This window comes from Echinicola arenosa, assembly GCF_014841125.1.
GTDB lineage: Bacteria > Bacteroidota > Bacteroidia > Cytophagales > Cyclobacteriaceae > Echinicola > Echinicola arenosa.
The window spans coordinates 436713-456276 of record NZ_JACYTQ010000001.1; the positions used below are offsets into that span (position 1 = coordinate 436713).

Genomic DNA, 19564 nt, shown 5'->3' on the forward strand with positions numbered 1-19564 from the left:
CAAGAACAGTCATGAAAATATTTCAATATAAATCAATCAAATTGGTCATGGTCTTATCCTTAATGACCACTATATCCTGCAGTGAGTACTTGGATGCTCCACTGGAAGACCAAATCCTAGCTCAGGAAACGGATTATTCCCAATCCCAAAACATGGTCTTATTACTCAATGGCGCTTATGCAGAGCTATATGGATTCCAATGGGAAACCTTTCCGCTAATTTCTGTCAGGGGAGATGATGCCAACCCTGCCGGAGACCAGGAGCCCCTGTTCAAAACTGACACTTATGATTATGACAGGAGTTTCTGGATATATAATTCCACTTGGTTAAACATGTATTCAGACATTATCTATTGGAATGGTGCCATTGAAGAAATTCAAAAATACCAGGAAGCCGGTGCCAGTGCTGCTAACGCCAGTCAGTACATTGCGGAAATCAATGTAATGAAAGGCTACAACCTACTTCAGTTGGCCAGGCTATGGAATAATATCCTGATTCCTGAAGGGTCTGATCCTAATGCACTTTACGAAGCAGAACTTACTCCATTTAATGAGGTCATGCAATACATTTCCGACCAGATGGATCAAGCCATGCCCAACCTTCCCAACGTACATCCTAATCAACGCTCTGATATTCGCGGAGGGATCACTCGCTATACAGCATTAGCTGTAAAAGCCTTGGCTAACCTAGAAATGGAAAACTATCAGGGAGCTGCAGATGCAACTGGTGAGATTATCAGCAGTGGAGAGTTTATGCTGGAAACGGATTATTATCAATTGTTTAAAATCCCAGGAAAACTCAACAACGAAAACATCTTGGAATTCCAGTATTCTGATTACGGGGCAGAAAGCGGCACATCAGATCGCTTCCCTTGGCAAGTTTACGGCCCACAGGCAGTAGGTTGGCAACCAGCTGTACCAGGTTCTAGCGGCGGTTGGGGCTTTTGGGAGCCAACTGAAAAGTATGTCAAATTCATGCTTGACAGAAACGACCGTAAACGCCTAACAACTACCGTGTTGTTTACACCTGATGGCATAAGTGATATTGAATCAGATCCAAATTATGCTAACCTGCCCAACTGGGTAACCAACACTACTCCTGATGGAGACACCTTTGGGAATGCACCTAGGTATAGGTTTCTAAGCGGGAAACATTATTTGCCTACCACTCAATTGACCCCTGGAAGATTTAACTATGGCGAAAACAAAAACATGATTGCCATCCGTTATGCTGAAATTTTATTGGTACATGCAGAGGCTTTGGTCAGTGGAGCTACAAGTAGTGTCATGTCAGCAGATGAAGCGGTCAATACAGTGAGGTCAAGGGCCAACCTTGGAATGCTTAGTGGTGTGACCTTGGATAATGTGCTGGATGAAAAATTTGCTGAATTCAGCATGGAATGGGGTGTCCGATTCTTTGACTTAGTAAGACACGGCCGTACAAGCGAACTCAATTATGGCGGCAGGACTTACCAAGAAGGAGACAGGTATTTACCTTATCCATTGGACCAGCAAGACATTCTTCCCCAGCTTAAAGAAGCAGCCAATTAATAAATAAGGTAGCACACAAACCCAAAAAACATGAAATTAACAGCTAAAATATTCATAGCAGGGCTAATGTTAACCAGCTTGGCCTGCAAGGACGGATACATCGACGATATTGAAACAGTTTCACCAGGGCCTGACGAAACCGCGCCCGTGGTGAACATCATCTTCCCAGAAGAGGGACCTTTAACTTGGGTGCCCAATGAGGTCATGTCCATCAATATTGATTTTGAAGTAACCGATGATATTGAAATTCAAGATATAGTAGTTTCAATGGACGGAACCAACATTGGTAGTTTTTCTGACTTCAAAGATTACAGAAGAACGGCCATGAAACTTCCTTATGACAATGTCACTAATGGAGCCCATACCCTGACCATTACTGCCAATGACCTTTCTGGAAAATCAACTACGAGCACCGTCAATTTTGAAAAGCCAGAAAACTATGTTCCGCAATACGACGGAGAAATTTTCTACATGCCTTTCAATGATGAATACCTAGAATTGGTAAGCGTTTCTGATGCTACTGTTGTAGGGCAGCCCGGTTTTGCTGGACAAGCAGCTTCCGGCTCTAACGCCTATAAAGGCGCCACAGATTCTTACTTGACCTTTCCTTCAGCTGGCCTGACCAATAGTGAGTTTAGTGCTTCCTTTTGGTATAAAGTCAACGCAGCCCCAAACAGGGCTGGCATCCTGGTCATGGGACCGCCTGACGCGGCCAACCCTGACAATCCTAACAATAGAACCGCTGGTTTTAGGTTGTTCAGAGAAGCTGCAGGCTCCAACCAAAGGATTAAGCTAAATGTAGGTAACGGTGGCGGAGAGAACTGGTTTGACGGAGGTGCTGCAGCTGATATCAACCCTAGTAGTGCTGATTGGGTCCATATTGCTTTTACCATTTCAAGTACAGAATGTGCCGTTTATATCAATGGTAATGTGGTCAGTCAAGGCACATATTCTGGTATCTCATGGGAAGGTTGCGACATCTTATCGATTGGCTCGGGAGCTCCACGTTTCGTAGAATGGGGACACCTTTCGGACAATAGCTTTTTGGATGAACTGCACATCTTTGATAAGGCCCTAACCCAACAGGAAGTTCAAGCCATTCTTGACAACGAATTACCATAACATAAGTACCTATTAAACCTATTCGGGTTCCATAATTATGGAACCCGATTATTTCCTTATGCCCAAAATGAAAAACTTGTTACCTTGTTTTGTGATTTTTTTCCTTTTTTCCTCTTGTAAAGACAAAAAGGAGGTCTTGCCTGATTTGAACTTATTGGAGGTTAATGTAGGCGACATTTCACTAAGCGATGATAACACCCCTACTGAAAACATCCCTATCGACAGGTCCATTAGTATCAGGTTTTCTCAGAGTTTAAATCCTGAATCTGTTTCAACATCCATCAATCTATCAAAAGAAACTAACCCCGTAAACTTCACTACCAACCTAATAGCCAATAACCAAACTATTGTCATCAGTCCTGTCGGTGTATTAGAAACTGGCTCTACTTATCAATTAAATATATCCAACGAATTAAAAGCAGCTAGTGGAGCTCAGTTCTCCGGAAAGGATTTCAGTTTTAAGACCATTTTAGGTGCGCTTGAAATGAACTCCTTTTCCATTCCTGAAAGCAACTACACCAACACAGACCGGACAGAAAATGCCCCGGTCAATTTCATGGCAGAGCTCACCTTCAACAAACCTGTGGACCAAAACACAGTTCAGGAAGCTATTAGCCTAAGTGGCCCTACCATTCCTTCTTTACAGTTTTCATATGCCGAAAACGGTCAAAAAATCACCATTACCTCCAATTCTCCACTGGAATTTATCTCCAAATACACCCTCTCAGTAAGTAACAAACTAAAAGGAATCCAAGGAGAAAACTTTACAGCATTTGCTAAAGATTTTTATACTGAAGTAGATGAAACACCCAAATTACCTATCATCTCAGACCAAGAACTACTCACCAAAGTACAAGCCCAAACCTTCCGCTATTTTTGGGATTTTGCTCATGAAACCAGTGGATTGGCAAGAGAAAGAAACACTTCTGGAAATACAGTAACCATAGGGGGTTCTGGATTTGGCGTAATGTCGTTGATTGTTGGTGTAAAAAGAGGTTTTATATCCAGGGATCAAGCAGTTGACAGATGGTCAAAAATAGTTGACTTCTTGATTGATGCAGACAGGTTTCATGGAGTATGGCCACACTGGATGAACGGGGAAACTGGAAAAACCATCCCTTTCAGTAACAAGGACAATGGGGGCGACCTGGTGGAAACGGCTTTTATGATCCAAGGCTTGCTCACTGTAAAGGCCTATTTGAACCCAAACATCTTAGACGAAAAAATCATCATAGATAAAATCACGCAGTTATGGGAAACTGTGGAGTGGGACTGGTACACCAAAGAAAACAGTGGTGTTTTGTATTGGCATTGGTCACCAAATTACAACTGGGAAATGAATTTACCTATTAGAGGTTATAATGAAGCATTGATAGTCTATGTACTCGCAGCCTCTTCTCCCACACACCCCATTGATAAAAGCATATATGAAAATGGTTGGGCCAAAAACGGAGATATCCAAAACGGCTCCAGCTATTACGGGTTGCAGCTGCCCTTAGGCAATAACTTTGGAGGGCCTTTATTCTTTGCTCATTATTCCTTTTTAGGACTGGATCCAAGGAATCTTTCAGATCAATATGCTAATTATTGGACCCAAAATGTGCAGCACACTTTGATCAATCAAGCCCATTGTGTTCAAAATCCACAAGGTTTTATCGGCTATTCCGAAACCAGTTGGGGCTTGACTGCCAGTGACAATCATGAGGGATACAGTGCCCATTCACCCACCAATGATAAAGGTGTCATTACTCCTACCGCTGCGCTTTCTTCATTTCCTTATGCACCTGAAGAATCCATGAAGGCCCTTCACTATTTCTATTATAAGCTGGGGGACAAAATCTGGGGTGATTATGGTTTCTATGATGCCTATAATATTACAGAAAGCTGGTACGCAGATTCTTATTTAGCTATTGATCAAGGACCAGTCATCATCATGATCGAAAATTACAGATCTGCATTGCTATGGGACTTGTTTATGAGTGACAAAGACGTTCAATCAGGATTAAACAAGTTGGAGTTCTCCTATTAGGAGAACCTAATTTAAATAAAGACTCAAACTTATTTCTTCTTAAATCTAAGAGAAGCTAAAACATATCATTATGAAAAAACTCATTCTCTTTCTTTTCCTTATTGGCGGTGCTTTGATGGCCTTCAAGTCATCGAAGGAAAGTGTCTCACCTGAAGAACAATATATTCATAAAGCTGACTCCGTGTTAGCACTGATGACACTAGAGGAAAAAATCGGTCAACTTAATCTTCCTGCAGCAGGTGACTTTACAACTGGACAAGCTTCCAGTTCCAACATAGCTGAAAAGATCAAGGCAGGAAAAGTGGGTGGACTTTTCAACATTAAAACCGCAGCCAAAATCAAAGACGTCCAAAGAGTGGCTGTAGAAGAAAGTAGATTGGGCATACCACTATTATTTGGGATGGATGTCATCCATGGATATGAGACTATTTTCCCTATTCCTTTGGGATTGTCATGCAGTTGGGACATGAGTTTGGTCAAGCAATCTGCCCAAATAGCTGCAAAAGAAGCCAGTGCAGATGGCATAAATTGGACTTTCTCTCCTATGACCGATATCGCAAGAGACCCTCGTTGGGGTAGGGTATCTGAAGGCAGCGGAGAAGACCCCTATTTGGGAGCTCAAATTACCAAAGCCATGGTTCATGGCTACCAAGGTAATGACCTTAGTCATAATAACACCATCATGGCTTGCGTAAAGCACTTTGCACTTTATGGAGCTCCTGAGGCAGGCAGAGACTATAATACGGTAGACATGAGTCGTCAGCGCATGTACAATGAATACTTCCTGCCTTACAAAGCCGCTGTAGAAGCTGGAGTGGGAACTGTGATGACATCTTTCAATGAGGTCGAAGGTATTCCTGCCAGTGCCAATAAATGGCTGATGACGGATGTGCTTCGTGAGCAATGGGGATTTGATGGGTTTGTGGTAACCGATTACACAGCGATCAATGAAATGATCGCCCACGGAATTGGAGACTTAAAAACAGTATCTGCATTGGCCCTAAAAGCTGGAGTAGAAATGGACATGGTTGGAGAGGGATTCTTGACCACTCTAAAAACCTCATTGGAAGAAGGCACTATTTCAGAGAAGCAAATTGACAATGCCTGTCGATTGGTCTTAATCGCCAAATTCAAACTGGGTTTGTTTGATGATCCTTACAAATACTGCGACCTGGATCGTGCTGAAAACGAAATATTCACTTCTGAGAACAGAGCTATTGCGAGAAATATAGCAGCCCAATCCTTCGTCCTATTAAAAAACGAAGGTAATATCCTGCCTTTGAAAAAAGAAGGAACCATTGCCCTGGTAGGCCCCATGGCGGATAATGCTGAAAACATGACCGGAACTTGGAGTGTAGCCGGTAGGTTCAAAGAGTCCATTTCTTTGATGCAAGGAATTAAAAATGCGGTGGGCAATAATGTCAACATTGTACATGCCCGTGGCGCTAACATCGTAGCAGATTCACTTTTGGAATCCAGGGTAAGCGTATTTGGAAAGCCTACTTATCGTGATTCACGATCTGAAGAGGAATTGATTCAAGAAGCTTTAGCAGCCTCAAAAAATGCTGATGTAATTGTAGCTGCCATGGGTGAATCTGCCGAAATGAGTGGTGAATCTTCCAGCAGAAGTACCATAGAACTTCCAGCCAACCAAAGGAGGTTTTTAAAAGAATTAGTAAAAACAGGTAAACCGGTAGTGATGGTACTGTTTACAGGTAGACCTTTGGCCATCCAATGGGAAAATGGGCATATTCCAGCTATTCTGAATGTTTGGTTCGGAGGAAGTGAGGCTGGAGATGCCATTGCTGATGTTCTTTTCGGAAAAGTGAACCCTTCAGGAAAATTGACCGCTACTTTCCCTCAAAACACAGGGCAAATCCCCATTTATTATAATCATAAAAATACAGGACGTCCTTTACCCGAAGGGCAATGGTTCCAAAAATTCCGTTCTAATTACCTCGATGTATCCAATGAACCCTTGTACCCATTTGGTTATGGTTTGAGCTATACCTCTTTTGAATATGGGGATATCACCTTGAACCGAAATGAACTCTCGGGAAACCAAACCCTAACGGCCAGCATTGCTTTGACCAATAGTGGACAATATGAAGGAGCAGAAGTGGTACAGCTATATGTCAGAGATATGGTTGGAAGTATCACCCGTCCTGTAAAGGAATTGAAAGGATTTCAAAAAGTAAATTTAAAAGCTGGAGAAACTACAGAAGTTACTTTTGAGCTGACAAAAGAGGACCTCAAATTCTATAACCACAACCTTGACTTTGTCTTTGAACCTGGAGAATTTGAAATCTTGATAGGCACTAATTCTCAAGAACTTAGTAAATCAAAAATTAATTGGAAAGAATAAACATCCAACTTTCTTTCTGTATCCTGCATATTAGGAAGATTGAAAATTAAAATTAGTCATGAACAAAAATAAAACCTATCTCTTGCTGGTTGTACTCCTACTGGTCGTGTTTAACACTAAGGAGCTGATGGGCCAAGACAAGTCTCTCTTTGAAAAGCGAGTCTTCATAAATCAAAAAGGCGATACACTTCTTTACCGGATCCTTTATCCAGAAAATTATGAAAGTGGCAAAGAGTTTCCCATGGTTTTGTTTCTTCATGGAGCGGGAGAACGGGGAAGTGATAATGAAAAACAACTTTCACATGGTGCCAGTCTCTTTCTAGGCCCTGACAACAGAAAAAACTATCCGGCTATCGTGGTTTTTCCCCAATGCCCTCAAGATAAATATTGGATTGACATCAGTGTGAGGCAGGAACTGTTTGGCAAAGGAGACCCTGACTTTAGCCAGTCCATTGAACGCCCTTCCAAACAGTTGGAATTGGTCAATGACCTCAGCAAAATGCTAATCAAAAATGAGAAAGTTGACAAAAAACGCCTATATGTAATGGGACTTTCCATGGGAGGTATGGGAACCTTTGAGACTTTGGGGCGCTGGCCAAAAAAATATGCCGCAGCGGTAGTCATATGTGGTGGCGGCAACCTGTCACTTGCTAAAAAATACGCACCTCATACGGCCATTTGGATTGCCCATGGAGCAAAGGATGACATTGTCCCTCCTATATTATCTAAAAGAGTTTACGGTGTACTAAAAGCTGAAGGTGCTGATGTAAAATACACCCTTTATCCAGAAGCCAACCATAATTCATGGGATTCCACATTTGAGGAAACTGAATTGCTGCCTTGGCTCTTTTCTAAACACAAATAACCAAATGAATCATGAATAAGAAGCAGTTACCGTTTTATCTGACCTTCTTTTTGAGCATCATCTTGTGGGGATGTGCTGAAGAAGATAGTGCATCAGAGAGCCCTATCCTTGCAAAAGGATATGACCGCCATGTAGAGCTTCATTGGCCCAAAACCGATGGAATCAATGATTACGAAGTTTGGGTAAGCACAGAAAACAATAGCTTCAGTAAAAGAACTACAGTTCAAGACACTATGTACATGGATTTTGTTAATGATCTTGGCAATAACCTTACACTAAAATATAAGATTGTTGGTCTAAACGAACAGGGAGAAAATCTGGAAATTGGTACTACCCAGGCTAATACCATGGATTTCTCAGATGAAGAACTGATCAATATGGTAGAATATTATACTTTCCGTTATTTCTGGCAAGGTGCTGAACCTACTTCGGGAATGGGGCCTGAACGAATCCATATCGATGGTGACTATCCACAAAATGATCAATCTGTCGTAACCACCGGAGGAACAGGCTTTGGTATTTTCGGAATTATAGCGGCCATGGACCGAGGCTGGATCACAAAAGAGCAAGGCGTTGCCCGGTTTGACAAGATGGTAAGCTTTCTTGAAAATGCAGATCGTTTTCATGGGGTATGGCCTCATTGGATCTATGGAGAAACTGGCAAAGCCAGATCCTTTAGTGACAAGGACAATGGTGGAGACTTGGTCGAATCAGCCTTCCTAATGCAAGGTCTTCTGGCCGTTCGTGAATATTTCAAAAACGGCAATGAAAATGAAAAAAACCTGGCCAACCGAATAGATCATTTATGGAAAACCATGGAGTGGGATTGGTATACCCAAGGAGGTCATGATGTCCTTTATTGGCATTGGTCACCTACGCATGAATGGGAAATGGATTTCCCACTGGAAGGATATAACGAATGCCTGATTACTTACATTCTTGCTGCCTCCTCTCCTACACACAGCATTCCCGCTTCCGCCTATCATAAGGGTTGGGCAAGAAGTGGTGGCATCAATACCGATGTAGAGGCATATGGATATCCTCTTCACCTCAAGCACAATGGATCCGAAGCGATGGGAGGGCCATTGTTCTGGGCCCATTACTCCTACTTAGGCCTTAATCCAAAAGGATTAACCGATCAGTATGCCAACTATTGGGAAGAAAATAAAAACCATACCTTAATCAACAGGGCTTGGTGTGTGGAAAACCCCAATGACTACAAAGGCTATGGAAAAGATCTGTGGGGATTGACAGCGAGCTATACCACAACAGGTTATGCTGCCCACAGACCAGGAGGTGACCTTGGGGTAATTTCACCAACTGCCGCACTTTCGTCTATTCCATACACTCCAGAGGAATCTCTAAATGTGATCAAAAACCTTTATTACAACTATGGAGAAAAGGTATTTGGTCGCTATGGTTTCTATGACGCCTTGAGTCCAGAAAATGATTATTATCCCAAAAGGTACCTAGCCATAGACCAAGGCCCTATTGTGGCCATGATCGAAAATTACCGATCCGGTTTGGGGTGGAAGCTATTTATGGGGGCTCCTGAAATCCAGGAAGGGTTGAAGAAACTGGGTTTTGAAAGCAATCCTTAAGCTCATGTTTACATGACCTCATTATTAATCCGCCCATTTTGCAAAAGGAAAATAATTCTCTTTAAAACTAAAAAATACTATTGGGCTAAAGAGTCATACCTGATTTATCTGAAAGGCAAAAACAATTGACATGAATAAGTTAAGCTTTATAATTGCTTCTACACTATTAGTTATCAGTTCTACTATAAGAGCACAGGAAATAGTACCACAAACTTATTGTAACCCGTTGGATATCGATTATACCTATATGGTCTACAATTCAGCTAGAAACATCTCTTACCGTTCCGGTGCAGATCCAGCTGTAGTTGAATTCCGAGGTGAGTATTATATGTTTGTCACCCGTTCCTTTGGCTATTGGCATTCCACCAACCTGGTCACCTGGGATTTCATTAAACCCCAGCAGTGGTTTTTTGAAGGGAGCAATGCCCCTACCGCCTTTAATTATAAAGATTCTTTGGTATACTTTGCCGGGGATCCTGCGGGCTATGGCAGTATTCTTTATACAGATGATCCCAAAAGCGGTAAATGGACGCCAACAGCTTCGATTTCCAATAATATCCAAGATTCAGAATTATTTATTGATGACGATGGAAAATCCTACCTGTACTGGGGCTCATCCAATGTCCATCCTATCCGGGTGAAGATGCTGGATAAAGATGACCGATTTCTTGAAACTGGCGTGAGAAAAGAATTGATCAACCTTGTTGAGGAAGAGCACGGCTGGGAACGGTTTGGAGAAAACAACTTTCACCCTACCCTAAAAGAAGGCTATATGGAAGGCGCCTCCATGACCAAGCACAATGGTAAGTACTATTTGCAGTATGCCGCCCCAGGAACACAGTTCAATGTTTATGGTGACGGGGTTTATATCAGCGATTCCCCACTTGGCCCTTTCACCTATATGAAAAACAATCCCATGAGCTTTAAACCAGGGGGCTTCACCAATGGAGCAGGACATGGTATTACCGTGAAACAAACCAATGGCCAATACTGGCATTTTGGCACCATGGCTTTAGCTTCAAATTCCCACTGGGAACGACGTCTTTGTATGTTTCCCACATACTTTGATGATGAGGGCCTGATGCATTCCAACACCCATTATGGTGATTATCCCCGCTATGCTCCCAACCACCCCACAAAAGCCGGTGAACACTGTGGGTGGATGTTACTTTCCTACAAAGGGAAAACTACCGTCTCCTCCTCAAAACAGCAAATAAAAAAAAGCACCTCAACAGATGATGAAGTTGAAATAACTGAAATGCCTTTGGAAAAAAGTGATGACGGGGAAATTTTATCAAAAGTACTGACCGATGAAAGTCCGAAATCATTCTGGGTCGCTGAAGCCAATGATGACCAACAATGGGTGGAAATTGAAATGTTAAACCCAGGAAAAATATATGCTTTTCAGCTGAACTTTCATGACCATGAATCGGGGATCTATACGCGTACCGAAGGGTTGAGACACCGCTTCACCATAGAAGTTTCAGCAGATGGTCAAAATTGGAAAACCGTGGTGGATAGAAGCAAAAGTTACCAAGACACGCCCAATGCCTATATAGTGCTCAGCCAAGCTGTGGAAGGTAAATATGTACGCTATAATAATATCGAAGTACCAGGAAACAACTTTGCCTTGTCTGAAATAAGGGTATTTGGCTTAGGTTTTGGAAAAAAGCCAAGCTCAGTAAAGGGCTTTATGGTGGACAGGGAAGAAGATCGCAGGGATGTTTCTTTGTCATGGAGACCAGTTAAAGGTGCCCAAGGTTATAATATTAAATGGGGAATTGCACCTGATAAACTTTACCAATCCTGGTTGGTGTATGACACAACCGAACACTTCATGCGATGCCTTGACCGGGACACCCAATATTATTTCTCGATTGAATCCTTCAATGAAAACGGAATATCCGAAAAAACAGAGGTTCTTGAAGTGAAGTAAATAAGAGAAGCTGTATAAAGAATCGAGAAAAAAATGAGAAGATTGAATATTATATTATCACTTTTAGTAGTGCTAATTTTTTCACAAGCCCATGCCAGTAATAACTTCCAAGTAAAAGGCTATGACAGTCATGTGGAACTGACCTGGGATCATGATAACAGTGTAGACATTTACCGAATTTATGCCTCCACAGGATCAGGCGAAGACTTCCTATTGCGCGGTGAAACAAATGAAGACCATTACCTCGACTTTGTAACTGATTTAGGAAGGAATATTACACTTACCTATAAATTAATCCCAGTTGTAAATAATGAGGAAAAGAAGGCCTTGGAGTCAAAAACTGTCTCTGTTCGTGATTTTACCGATGAAGAGTTGCTGGATATGGTACAGCAATATACCTTCCGCTACTTTTGGGATTTTGGAGAACCCAATACAGGCCTATCTCATGAACGTACACACAGCAAACAAGGAAATATTGTTACTATTGGCGGAAGTGGATTTGGTGTAATGGCCATTATTGTAGGCGCCGAAAGAGGTTGGATAAGTCGAGAACAGGCTGTTGACAAATTATTACATGCCACAGACTTTTTACAAAACACAGACCGATTTCATGGCATGTGGGCCCATTGGTACAATGCTGAAACCGGCACTGTCCGTGAGTTTGGAAAAATGGACAATGGAGGCGATATCATAGAAAGTGCCTTTATGATGCAGGGGCTGCTTACGGCGAAACAATATTTCAATGAGGACAACAATAAAGAAGCCCAATTGCGTGATCGCATCACCCATCTTTGGCACGAGATGGATTGGAAATGGTATACCAACGGCGGCAACCATTTGATCTGGCATTGGTCTCCCGATTACGGATTTGAAAAAAACCATGGTATACGGGGATATAATGAATGCCTGATAGCCTATATTTTGGGCGTTTGTTCCCCTACAAACCCCATTCCTGTAGAAGCCTATCATGAAAGCTGGGCTGGCTGGGACAACCCCAACTTTGCTAACTATACTGAATACTTTGGCATGGTGCTTCCTCTGGGCAACAAACGATGGTACGGTGGCCCCTTGTTTTTTGCCCATTACTCTTATTTGGGACTTGATCCTCGCGGTCTATCTGACAAATACGCCAACTATTGGGTGCAAAACAGAAGACATACCCTCATCAACCGGGCCTATTGCATCGATAATCCTTATGGCTATCCTGGCTATGGCGAGGACTTTTGGGGACTTACCGCAGGCGATCGCGTACCGGAAGGATATTCAGCCCATGCACCTGGCTATATCCGCGATCAAGGGACGATCACGCCTACAGCAGCCCTTTCATCCATGCCCTATACCCCAGATGAATCGATGAAAGTATTGAAAAACTTGTACCGAAATTACGGAAAAGAGCTATGGGGACCTTATGGCTTTTATGATGGTATCAACCTAAGTGTATCGGATGTTCCCGAGGAACAAGTTCGGAAAACCTATATCGGTATCGACCAAGGCCCCATCATCATTATGATAGAGAATTACCGTTCGGGTCTGCTTTGGGAAAACTTTATGAAAAATGAGGATATCCTCAATGGACTTAATCGATTAGGGTTCAAACGCCACGGAAAAGAAATCAGTACAAATTAAAAAATCAGACCGTTATGTGGCCAATAAAAAATATAAATACAGCAATATTGACAATCATGCTTGCTAGTTCAAGCGTGATGCTCTCCTGTAAGGACAATTCAAAGCAAGAGAAAAGACCGAATATTGTCTTTATCATGAGTGATGATCATGCCTATCAAGCGATCAGTGCGTATGATAACACATTGATCAATACGCCTAATATTGACCGAATTGCCAAAGAAGGTATGCTATTCACAAATGCTTCGGTAACCAACTCCATTTGTGCTCCCTCCCGCGCAACGATATTGACGGGAAAACACACGCATATGCATGGAAAAGTCGACAACGTTTTTCCGTTTGACACGACCAATGTGACCTTCCCACAGCTTCTCCATGATGCTGGCTACCAAACTGCCATGTTTGGGAAACTCCATTTTGGGAATAATCCCAAAGGATTTGATGAGTTCAAAATCCTTCCTGACCAAGGGGATTATTATAATCCAGAATTTATCACCAATAAGGGGGATACTACCATTATGGGCTATGTAACGGATATCATTACCGACTTGACCCTTGATTGGTTTGATAACAGAAGGGATGAAGACAAGCCTTTTATGTTGTTTTATCTCCATAAGGCACCTCACCGGGAATGGTTGCCTGCCCCTCGGCATTATAAGGAATTTACTAAAAAGACTTTCCCTGAACCTGCCACCCTATTTGATGATTACAAAGGTCGGGGCACTGCAGCTAAGGAAGCAGAAATGAATATCAGAGAACATATGACCGTTTCTGCTGACAATAAGATCTACCCCGAAATTGCCAAGGAGCTAGGTATTGAAGAGCCATCCGAATGGGGGTATAATGTCTTCAAAAGCAAATATGGTAGATTTACCGAAGCACAAAAAGCCGAATGGGATGCCATATATGGACCAATCAACGAGGAGTTTAAAAAGCAATACCCTTCCATGAGTGAAGAAGATTTCATGAGATGGAAATACCAAAGGTACATGCAGGATTATCTGGGCACGATAGCCGCAGTAGATGAAAATGTAGGCCGCCTTATGGATTACCTCGATGAAAACGGGTTAAGCGAAAACACCATTGTGGTGTATACTTCAGACCAGGGTTTTTATTTGGGTGAGCATGGCTGGTTTGATAAGCGTTTTATTTATGATGAATCCTTCAAAACACCCCTATTGATAAAGTGGCCAGAAAAAATTGAGGCAGGGAGTAAAAATAATGTTATGGTACAAAACCTTGACTTTGCGCAAACATTTCTTGAAGCAGCAGATGTGAAAGCACCAGCCGATATGCAAGGAGAAAGCCTGATGCCGCTATTAGAAGGACAGCCGGAAAAATGGACCCGAGAGGGTGTTTATTATCATTATTATGAATATCCAGGTTTCCACATGGTCAAACGCCATTATGGCATTGTAACGGAAGATTATAAGTTGGCACATTTTTACTATGATATCGATGAGTGGGAACTATATGACCGCAAAAAAGACCCCATGGAAATGAACAATGTTTACGATGATCCTGCTTATGAAAAAGTGGTTAAGGAGCTTAAAGAAAAGCTCAAGAAGCTTCGCTTAAAATATAAAGACTCCGAAGAACTAGATCAGCACTTTATACAGAAATATAAAGATCGCGGCATTATCAAAAGTGACCTTTAAATTAATTGCTGGAATCATAAACCTGATTGAATGCGCATTGTGAACTCCTGATTATTAATTATAAAATCTGTCGATTCTTTCTACAAGCAGGAACTATTTGTAACAAATAGTTCCTGCTTGTTTCTCTAACAATTCAACAAAAATCCTTTCATTTTTCAAAATCACCAATTTCATAAAATTACCCCTGCTTTTTTCAGCAAAGTACAAATAAGGAAGCCTTACCTTCAATATGCTGAAGAATTTTGCAGAATTCATCAGAATGATCAACTCTCCAAATCCAACATGAATCTCCCAACTTCAATAAATTGCCACTTGCTCCTAATTTCAAAGGCTTATGGAGTGATCGCAAAATACAAGTACAATCAAAAGCCACTTAACGTTTAAAATCGGTACCCCAATCCAAATTGCACTCCAAACTCCGTTAATTTTTGATGATTAGTGTCTTTTTTGAATGGAATGACAGCGTGGCGTTTAAAATTTGGATTGATAAAAATCAAAAACTTATCGAAATCGTATTTTCCACCAAGCCCTAAGCTATAACCAACTCCGGATTGGGAATCTATCCAATTGTCATTGTCACTAGTTTCAAAGTCCAATATGGGTCCACCATTGACGAATAGATATTTCCAAAACACATAATGGGCATTAAAGGCCACAGAAACAACACTCATTTCCTTGTAATAAGGTTCTGTTGGTTCGCCACTGAACGCTGGTGTAATCATAACATCATTTAGGAATAATTGACTCCAGTCTCTATTAAAAAGCCATCGAAAAGCTCTTTTAAATACTTTATACCAAATTCTTTGAAACTGGAATTATCATAACTTCCTCCACCATCTTGTGGTGACCTTAATAACTTTGCATCTGACACCCCATAATACACCCTAAATTCATTGGTGTTTTGGGCTATGGTCTATGTCACCATAACAGTAATTGCTTTCAAATGCATGATTTATTTGCGCTCTTAGTTTAAATGAAAAGTGAAATATATCTTTTAGCCGTATTTAATTCAAACAATCTTAAGACAAAAAGCAGCCATTTTCCTAAAACCCAAATTATTTCCTTTTGAAAATTTTGCCAATGGTCTTTCGCATTTCGTCAAGTTTTTCAATCGTCTCAGGAATAGTGGGATCCTTGAAATTAATTACAGAATTGTCTGTAACGCCAGTTTGCATGGGATAAACAAGTATAAAACTATGCTCTTTGAAATATTTGTTGAGATAAGAAGGAATGCTTTCCATTTCTTCGTTATAAGAAGATTTATCTTTTCTACTCAACACAATGATCAGGTTATCATCTCTTTTGAGATCTCTAGCCAAAATCAGGAATTCGCCCCATTCCTCAAAGAGAACAAATTCACAGGCAACTGGATGTTCTTCCTGAATTTCTTCAATCAAGGAAAGGGTCTCTTTGGTGGCATAGAATACTAGTTTTATCCCTGTATTCCGCGCAATGTTCCAGACCTTGATCAACCAAAAAGCAAAGCCTATTTCCTGTTCCGCGCCTTTTGGAACAATAACAAAATGCCTCTTGATCGTAGTAAATGGTTGGACCGGTTTATAAATAAGTGTAGTAACATTACATTTTGACAAAATACCTTCGGTGAGATTTCCCAAAAAAGAATCACTGATCCCCCTATTCATGTGCAAGCCTAAGATCAAATCGCTGATTTTATGTTCTTTCACTACACTGGTAATTCCATTTCCAATATTAAGATCATAGCGGAGTAATTCATGTAAAAAATGATCCGTTGAAGCGGCAGTAATTGCTGCTTTTGTTAGGATTTTTTTTGCTTTTTTATCCGCACTTTGGTCAGTAGAGTCATTGTTAATAACACTCAACGCATAAATATCCCCAGTAGCTTTCTTTGATTTTATGGTAATACCCAAGTTGACCAGTTCATCTGTAGAATCCGGATTATTAATAGAAATCAATATTCGCTCAGGCAATTCTGATTCATCATGTGGTATTTCCGCTGCATCTAGAAAGGCAATATTTCTAGCACCTTTTTGGGCGACAAATGAAGCAATAGTGCAAGTGATAAGAATCATAAGAATTGTACCATTCAGCACATTCTCATTCAGCAACCGAATAGGCTCACCAGCATCGGTTTCACCTAAAATGATGTTGTATCCAACTAAAACTGCCGCCAAAGTAGCTGCAGCTTGTGCATTGCTCAAGCCAAAGATCAACCGCCTTTCATCAATTGAAAAATTATAGGTCTTTTGTGTGAGCCAAGCTGCAACAAACTTCGCAGTGGTGGCCACAATAGTCATTATCGCGGCGACCTTTAGGGTATACCAATCCTCGATAAATGCCCGATAGTCAATCAGCATGCCCACTCCAATCAGGAAAAAAGGTATAAATATGGCATTTCCCACAAATTCAATCCTATTCATCAAAGGTGAGGTATGCGGAATCAATCTGTTCAATGCCAAACCAGCTAAAAAAGCACCAATAATCGGCTCCACACCCGCTGTTTCTGCCAATACCGCTCCTAAAAAAACCATTATGAGCACGAATATATATTGCGATACATTATCGTTATATCGTTTGAAAAACCACCTGCTGATGATGGGAAAAACAAACAATACAACCAAACCAAAAGCAATTAATGAAACTAATAATCTGATCCAAAATGAAAGGTTAACTTCCCCAGAAACCGTTCCTACCACAATGGCCAAAACCAATAATGCCAGCGTATCGGTAATCAAGGTCCCACCTACTGTGATATTAACAGCCGTATTTTTGGACACGCCCATATTGCTGATCAGCGGATAGGCAATCAAAGTGTGAGAAGCAAACATACTGGCAAGCAAAATAGATGTAGGTATTGAAAACCCTAACACAAATATTCCAGAAACAATACCCAATACCATGGGAATCAAAAAAGTATAAAGGCCAAATACCAAACTTTTTTGGCTGTTCTTTTTAAAGTCGTCTATATTTATCTCCAAACCTGCCAGAAACATAATATATAGCAAACCGGCTGTACCAGAAAGAATGATGCTGCTATCCCTCTCCATAAGTAAAAACCCATAGGGACCGATCACAGCACCAGCAATGATCAAACCCAATAAATGAGGGATTTTAAATTTGTTCAGGATAAGGGGAGCAAATAATATAATGACCAGAATTAAAAGAAACTTTAAAACCGGATTGGTCAGGGGCAAGGTTAAATCGAATATACTGATCAACATCATAACAACCTACTTAGATAAAATTCCAAAAGCAATGCTACATTTCGACTATACTTTGGTTATGGAAAAAATGATTTCCGCTCATGTATGATCAAAAAACAAATTCACAAATCACCACTTACTTTAAAGTAAAATCCTTCTTTAAAAATACGTTTTCCACCTGAAGAATTGCACAATAATCCATTGATTTTCTTAATGTCCCCACAAAAAAAACACAATGATCAACTGATAATCAAATAATTAACTCAATCACCCAAAAAAACCTCGCTTGAAACGAATTTCTAACCGTAATAGATTCCTGAACTTTTTAAAGTTAGATTCTCTCCGCGCTTAGTTTCATTAGGCCTATATTTCATCACCATCAAACATAATATACCATTAACATCCAATTAACCTTAAAAAGGTACTTTTGAGGGTTAGCAAGCAAGGAATTTAGACTGTTTTACCAACAGTTAGAACCACTATTTTACCTTAATTTGAATCGACCATTTTCACCTAAAGAACACTAGTATTATGGGCATTATGATCGCTGTAGTTATGTTACAAGCACTGACAAGCGGCTTATTGATTTACCTCAATAAGCGTTACAAGGGAGAAGACCTGTATTTAAGTCTTTTATTTGGCGTCATTTTTTGTCATTTATTCTATAAGGGGGTTCTTTATTGGGCTTTTGATGACAAAGAATTATTTGACAAACTTCATGGTTGTTTTTCCCTGCTCTACGGTCCACTTTTGTTTTTCTATGTAAAATCAATTCAAAATAAAACCTTATCAACTTCTCAGATCATTCTGCATTCCTCGCCATTCTTTGTGGGGTTTGGATTGAATATCATGATGATTATGCTCGTATTGATTCAAAAAACGCCTCAACTCATCATTAACATTTACGATCTATCTATCATCATTGCTGTTTTAATTTCATTTAGCGCCTATAGCATTTCAACTTTTTATCAACTGCGTCAAAAAAACAACGATCCGATATTTCAACAAAAATCCCTTATCTCCAAAATCATCGCTTCTTCCAATCTTTTACTATCAGGCTTGATTATCTTTGGGTGGCTCATGCTAATATGGGATATTCAATTCCCTATTTCTTCGCGCTATGTCTACTACTTCCTAATGTTGCTTTTATTTTTCAGTGTTATCCATATTAGAATGAGAATGCTATTTGTTCAAAAGACATCCGATAACAATTCTCTTAAAATCGATATCAGTCCACAACCCAAGTACCGCAACTCTAAAATTCAGAAAAATGAATTGGAACAGGTAATTGACTCGATCAATCAGTTGTTCAAAGAAAAAAAACCATTCTTGGACCCTGATTTCAACCTTGATCAACTTGCTAATGAGATCGAAACTTCCAAACTAAAAATCACCCAAGCTTTGAACATTCATCTAGGTAAAAATTTTTATCAATTTGTAAATACCGCAAGAATAGAAGAATCCAAAGCATTACTCCAGCAGCCACATGAAGATAACCTAACTGTCATAGGTTATGAAAGTGGATTCAAGTCCAAATCCACCTTTTATAAATACTTTAAAGAAGCTACCGGATGCAGTCCAAGTGACTACAAAAAGTCCATTCAACTCCAGCATTAAGGCACATTCATTTTTT

General features: G+C 40.6%; 12 protein-coding genes. 10 read left to right on the forward strand and 2 right to left on the reverse strand.

The features are described from left to right. The first annotated feature begins 11 nt into the window (after window positions 1-11). The 9 genes from IFO69_RS01650 (at window position 12) to IFO69_RS01690 (ending at window position 14749) form a co-directional block, all read left to right on the forward strand. Window positions 12-1550, forward strand: coding sequence for a RagB/SusD family nutrient uptake outer membrane protein (locus IFO69_RS01650; RefSeq protein WP_192007344.1), 1539 nt, complete (start codon window positions 12-14; stop codon window positions 1548-1550). Between the two features lie 30 nt (window positions 1551-1580). Further along, a complete protein-coding gene (locus IFO69_RS01655; RefSeq protein WP_192007346.1) occupies window positions 1581-2672 on the forward strand; it encodes a LamG domain-containing protein in 1092 nt (363 codons plus the stop codon). Window positions 2673-2739: 67 nt separating this feature from the next. Beyond that, entirely contained in the window at window positions 2740-4701 is a 1962-nt protein-coding gene (locus IFO69_RS01660; protein WP_192007348.1) for a glucoamylase family protein, read from the forward strand. Between the two features lie 70 nt (window positions 4702-4771). Beyond that, window positions 4772-7066, forward strand: coding sequence for a beta-glucosidase BglX (gene bglX / locus IFO69_RS01665; protein ID WP_192007350.1), 2295 nt, complete (start codon window positions 4772-4774; stop codon window positions 7064-7066). Between the two features lie 58 nt (window positions 7067-7124). Then, on the forward strand, window positions 7125-7931 hold the full coding sequence (locus tag IFO69_RS01670; RefSeq protein WP_225443955.1) for a carboxylesterase family protein: 807 nt from the start codon (window positions 7125-7127) through the stop codon (window positions 7929-7931). Between the two features lie 11 nt (window positions 7932-7942). Further along, window positions 7943-9532 (forward strand): glucoamylase family protein, encoded by a 1590-nt coding sequence (locus IFO69_RS01675; protein ID WP_192007352.1) that lies wholly within the window; start codon window positions 7943-7945, stop codon window positions 9530-9532. Window positions 9533-9662: 130 nt separating this feature from the next. Next, on the forward strand, window positions 9663-11468 hold the full coding sequence (locus IFO69_RS01680) for a family 43 glycosylhydrolase (RefSeq protein WP_192007354.1): 1806 nt from the start codon (window positions 9663-9665) through the stop codon (window positions 11466-11468). A gap of 33 nt (window positions 11469-11501) precedes the next feature. Next, the gene (locus IFO69_RS01685; RefSeq protein ID WP_192007356.1) at window positions 11502-13094 is read left to right on the forward strand and encodes a glucoamylase family protein; all 1593 of its coding nucleotides are present in this window, start codon (window positions 11502-11504) and stop codon (window positions 13092-13094) included. A 56-nt stretch (window positions 13095-13150) separates the two neighbouring features. Further along, entirely contained in the window at window positions 13151-14749 is a 1599-nt protein-coding gene (locus IFO69_RS01690) for a sulfatase family protein (protein ID WP_225443956.1), read from the forward strand. A 380-nt stretch (window positions 14750-15129) separates the two neighbouring features. Here IFO69_RS01690 and IFO69_RS01695 read toward each other — a convergent pair whose 3' ends face one another. Together IFO69_RS01695 and IFO69_RS01700 are read right to left on the reverse strand one after the other, a co-directional pair. Further along, the gene (locus IFO69_RS01695) at window positions 15130-15471 is read right to left on the reverse strand and encodes a hypothetical protein (protein WP_192007360.1); all 342 of its coding nucleotides are present in this window, start codon (window positions 15469-15471) and stop codon (window positions 15130-15132) included. A 333-nt stretch (window positions 15472-15804) separates the two neighbouring features. Further along, a complete protein-coding gene (locus IFO69_RS01700) occupies window positions 15805-17952 on the reverse strand; it encodes a cation:proton antiporter (RefSeq protein ID WP_192007362.1) in 2148 nt (715 codons plus the stop codon). Between the two features lie 510 nt (window positions 17953-18462). Between IFO69_RS01700 and IFO69_RS01705 the strand changes: the two genes are divergently transcribed. Continuing rightward, window positions 18463-19548, forward strand: a complete 1086-nt coding sequence (locus IFO69_RS01705) for a helix-turn-helix domain-containing protein (RefSeq protein ID WP_192007363.1) — start codon at window positions 18463-18465, stop codon at window positions 19546-19548. Window positions 19549-19564: the final 16 nt, after the last annotated feature.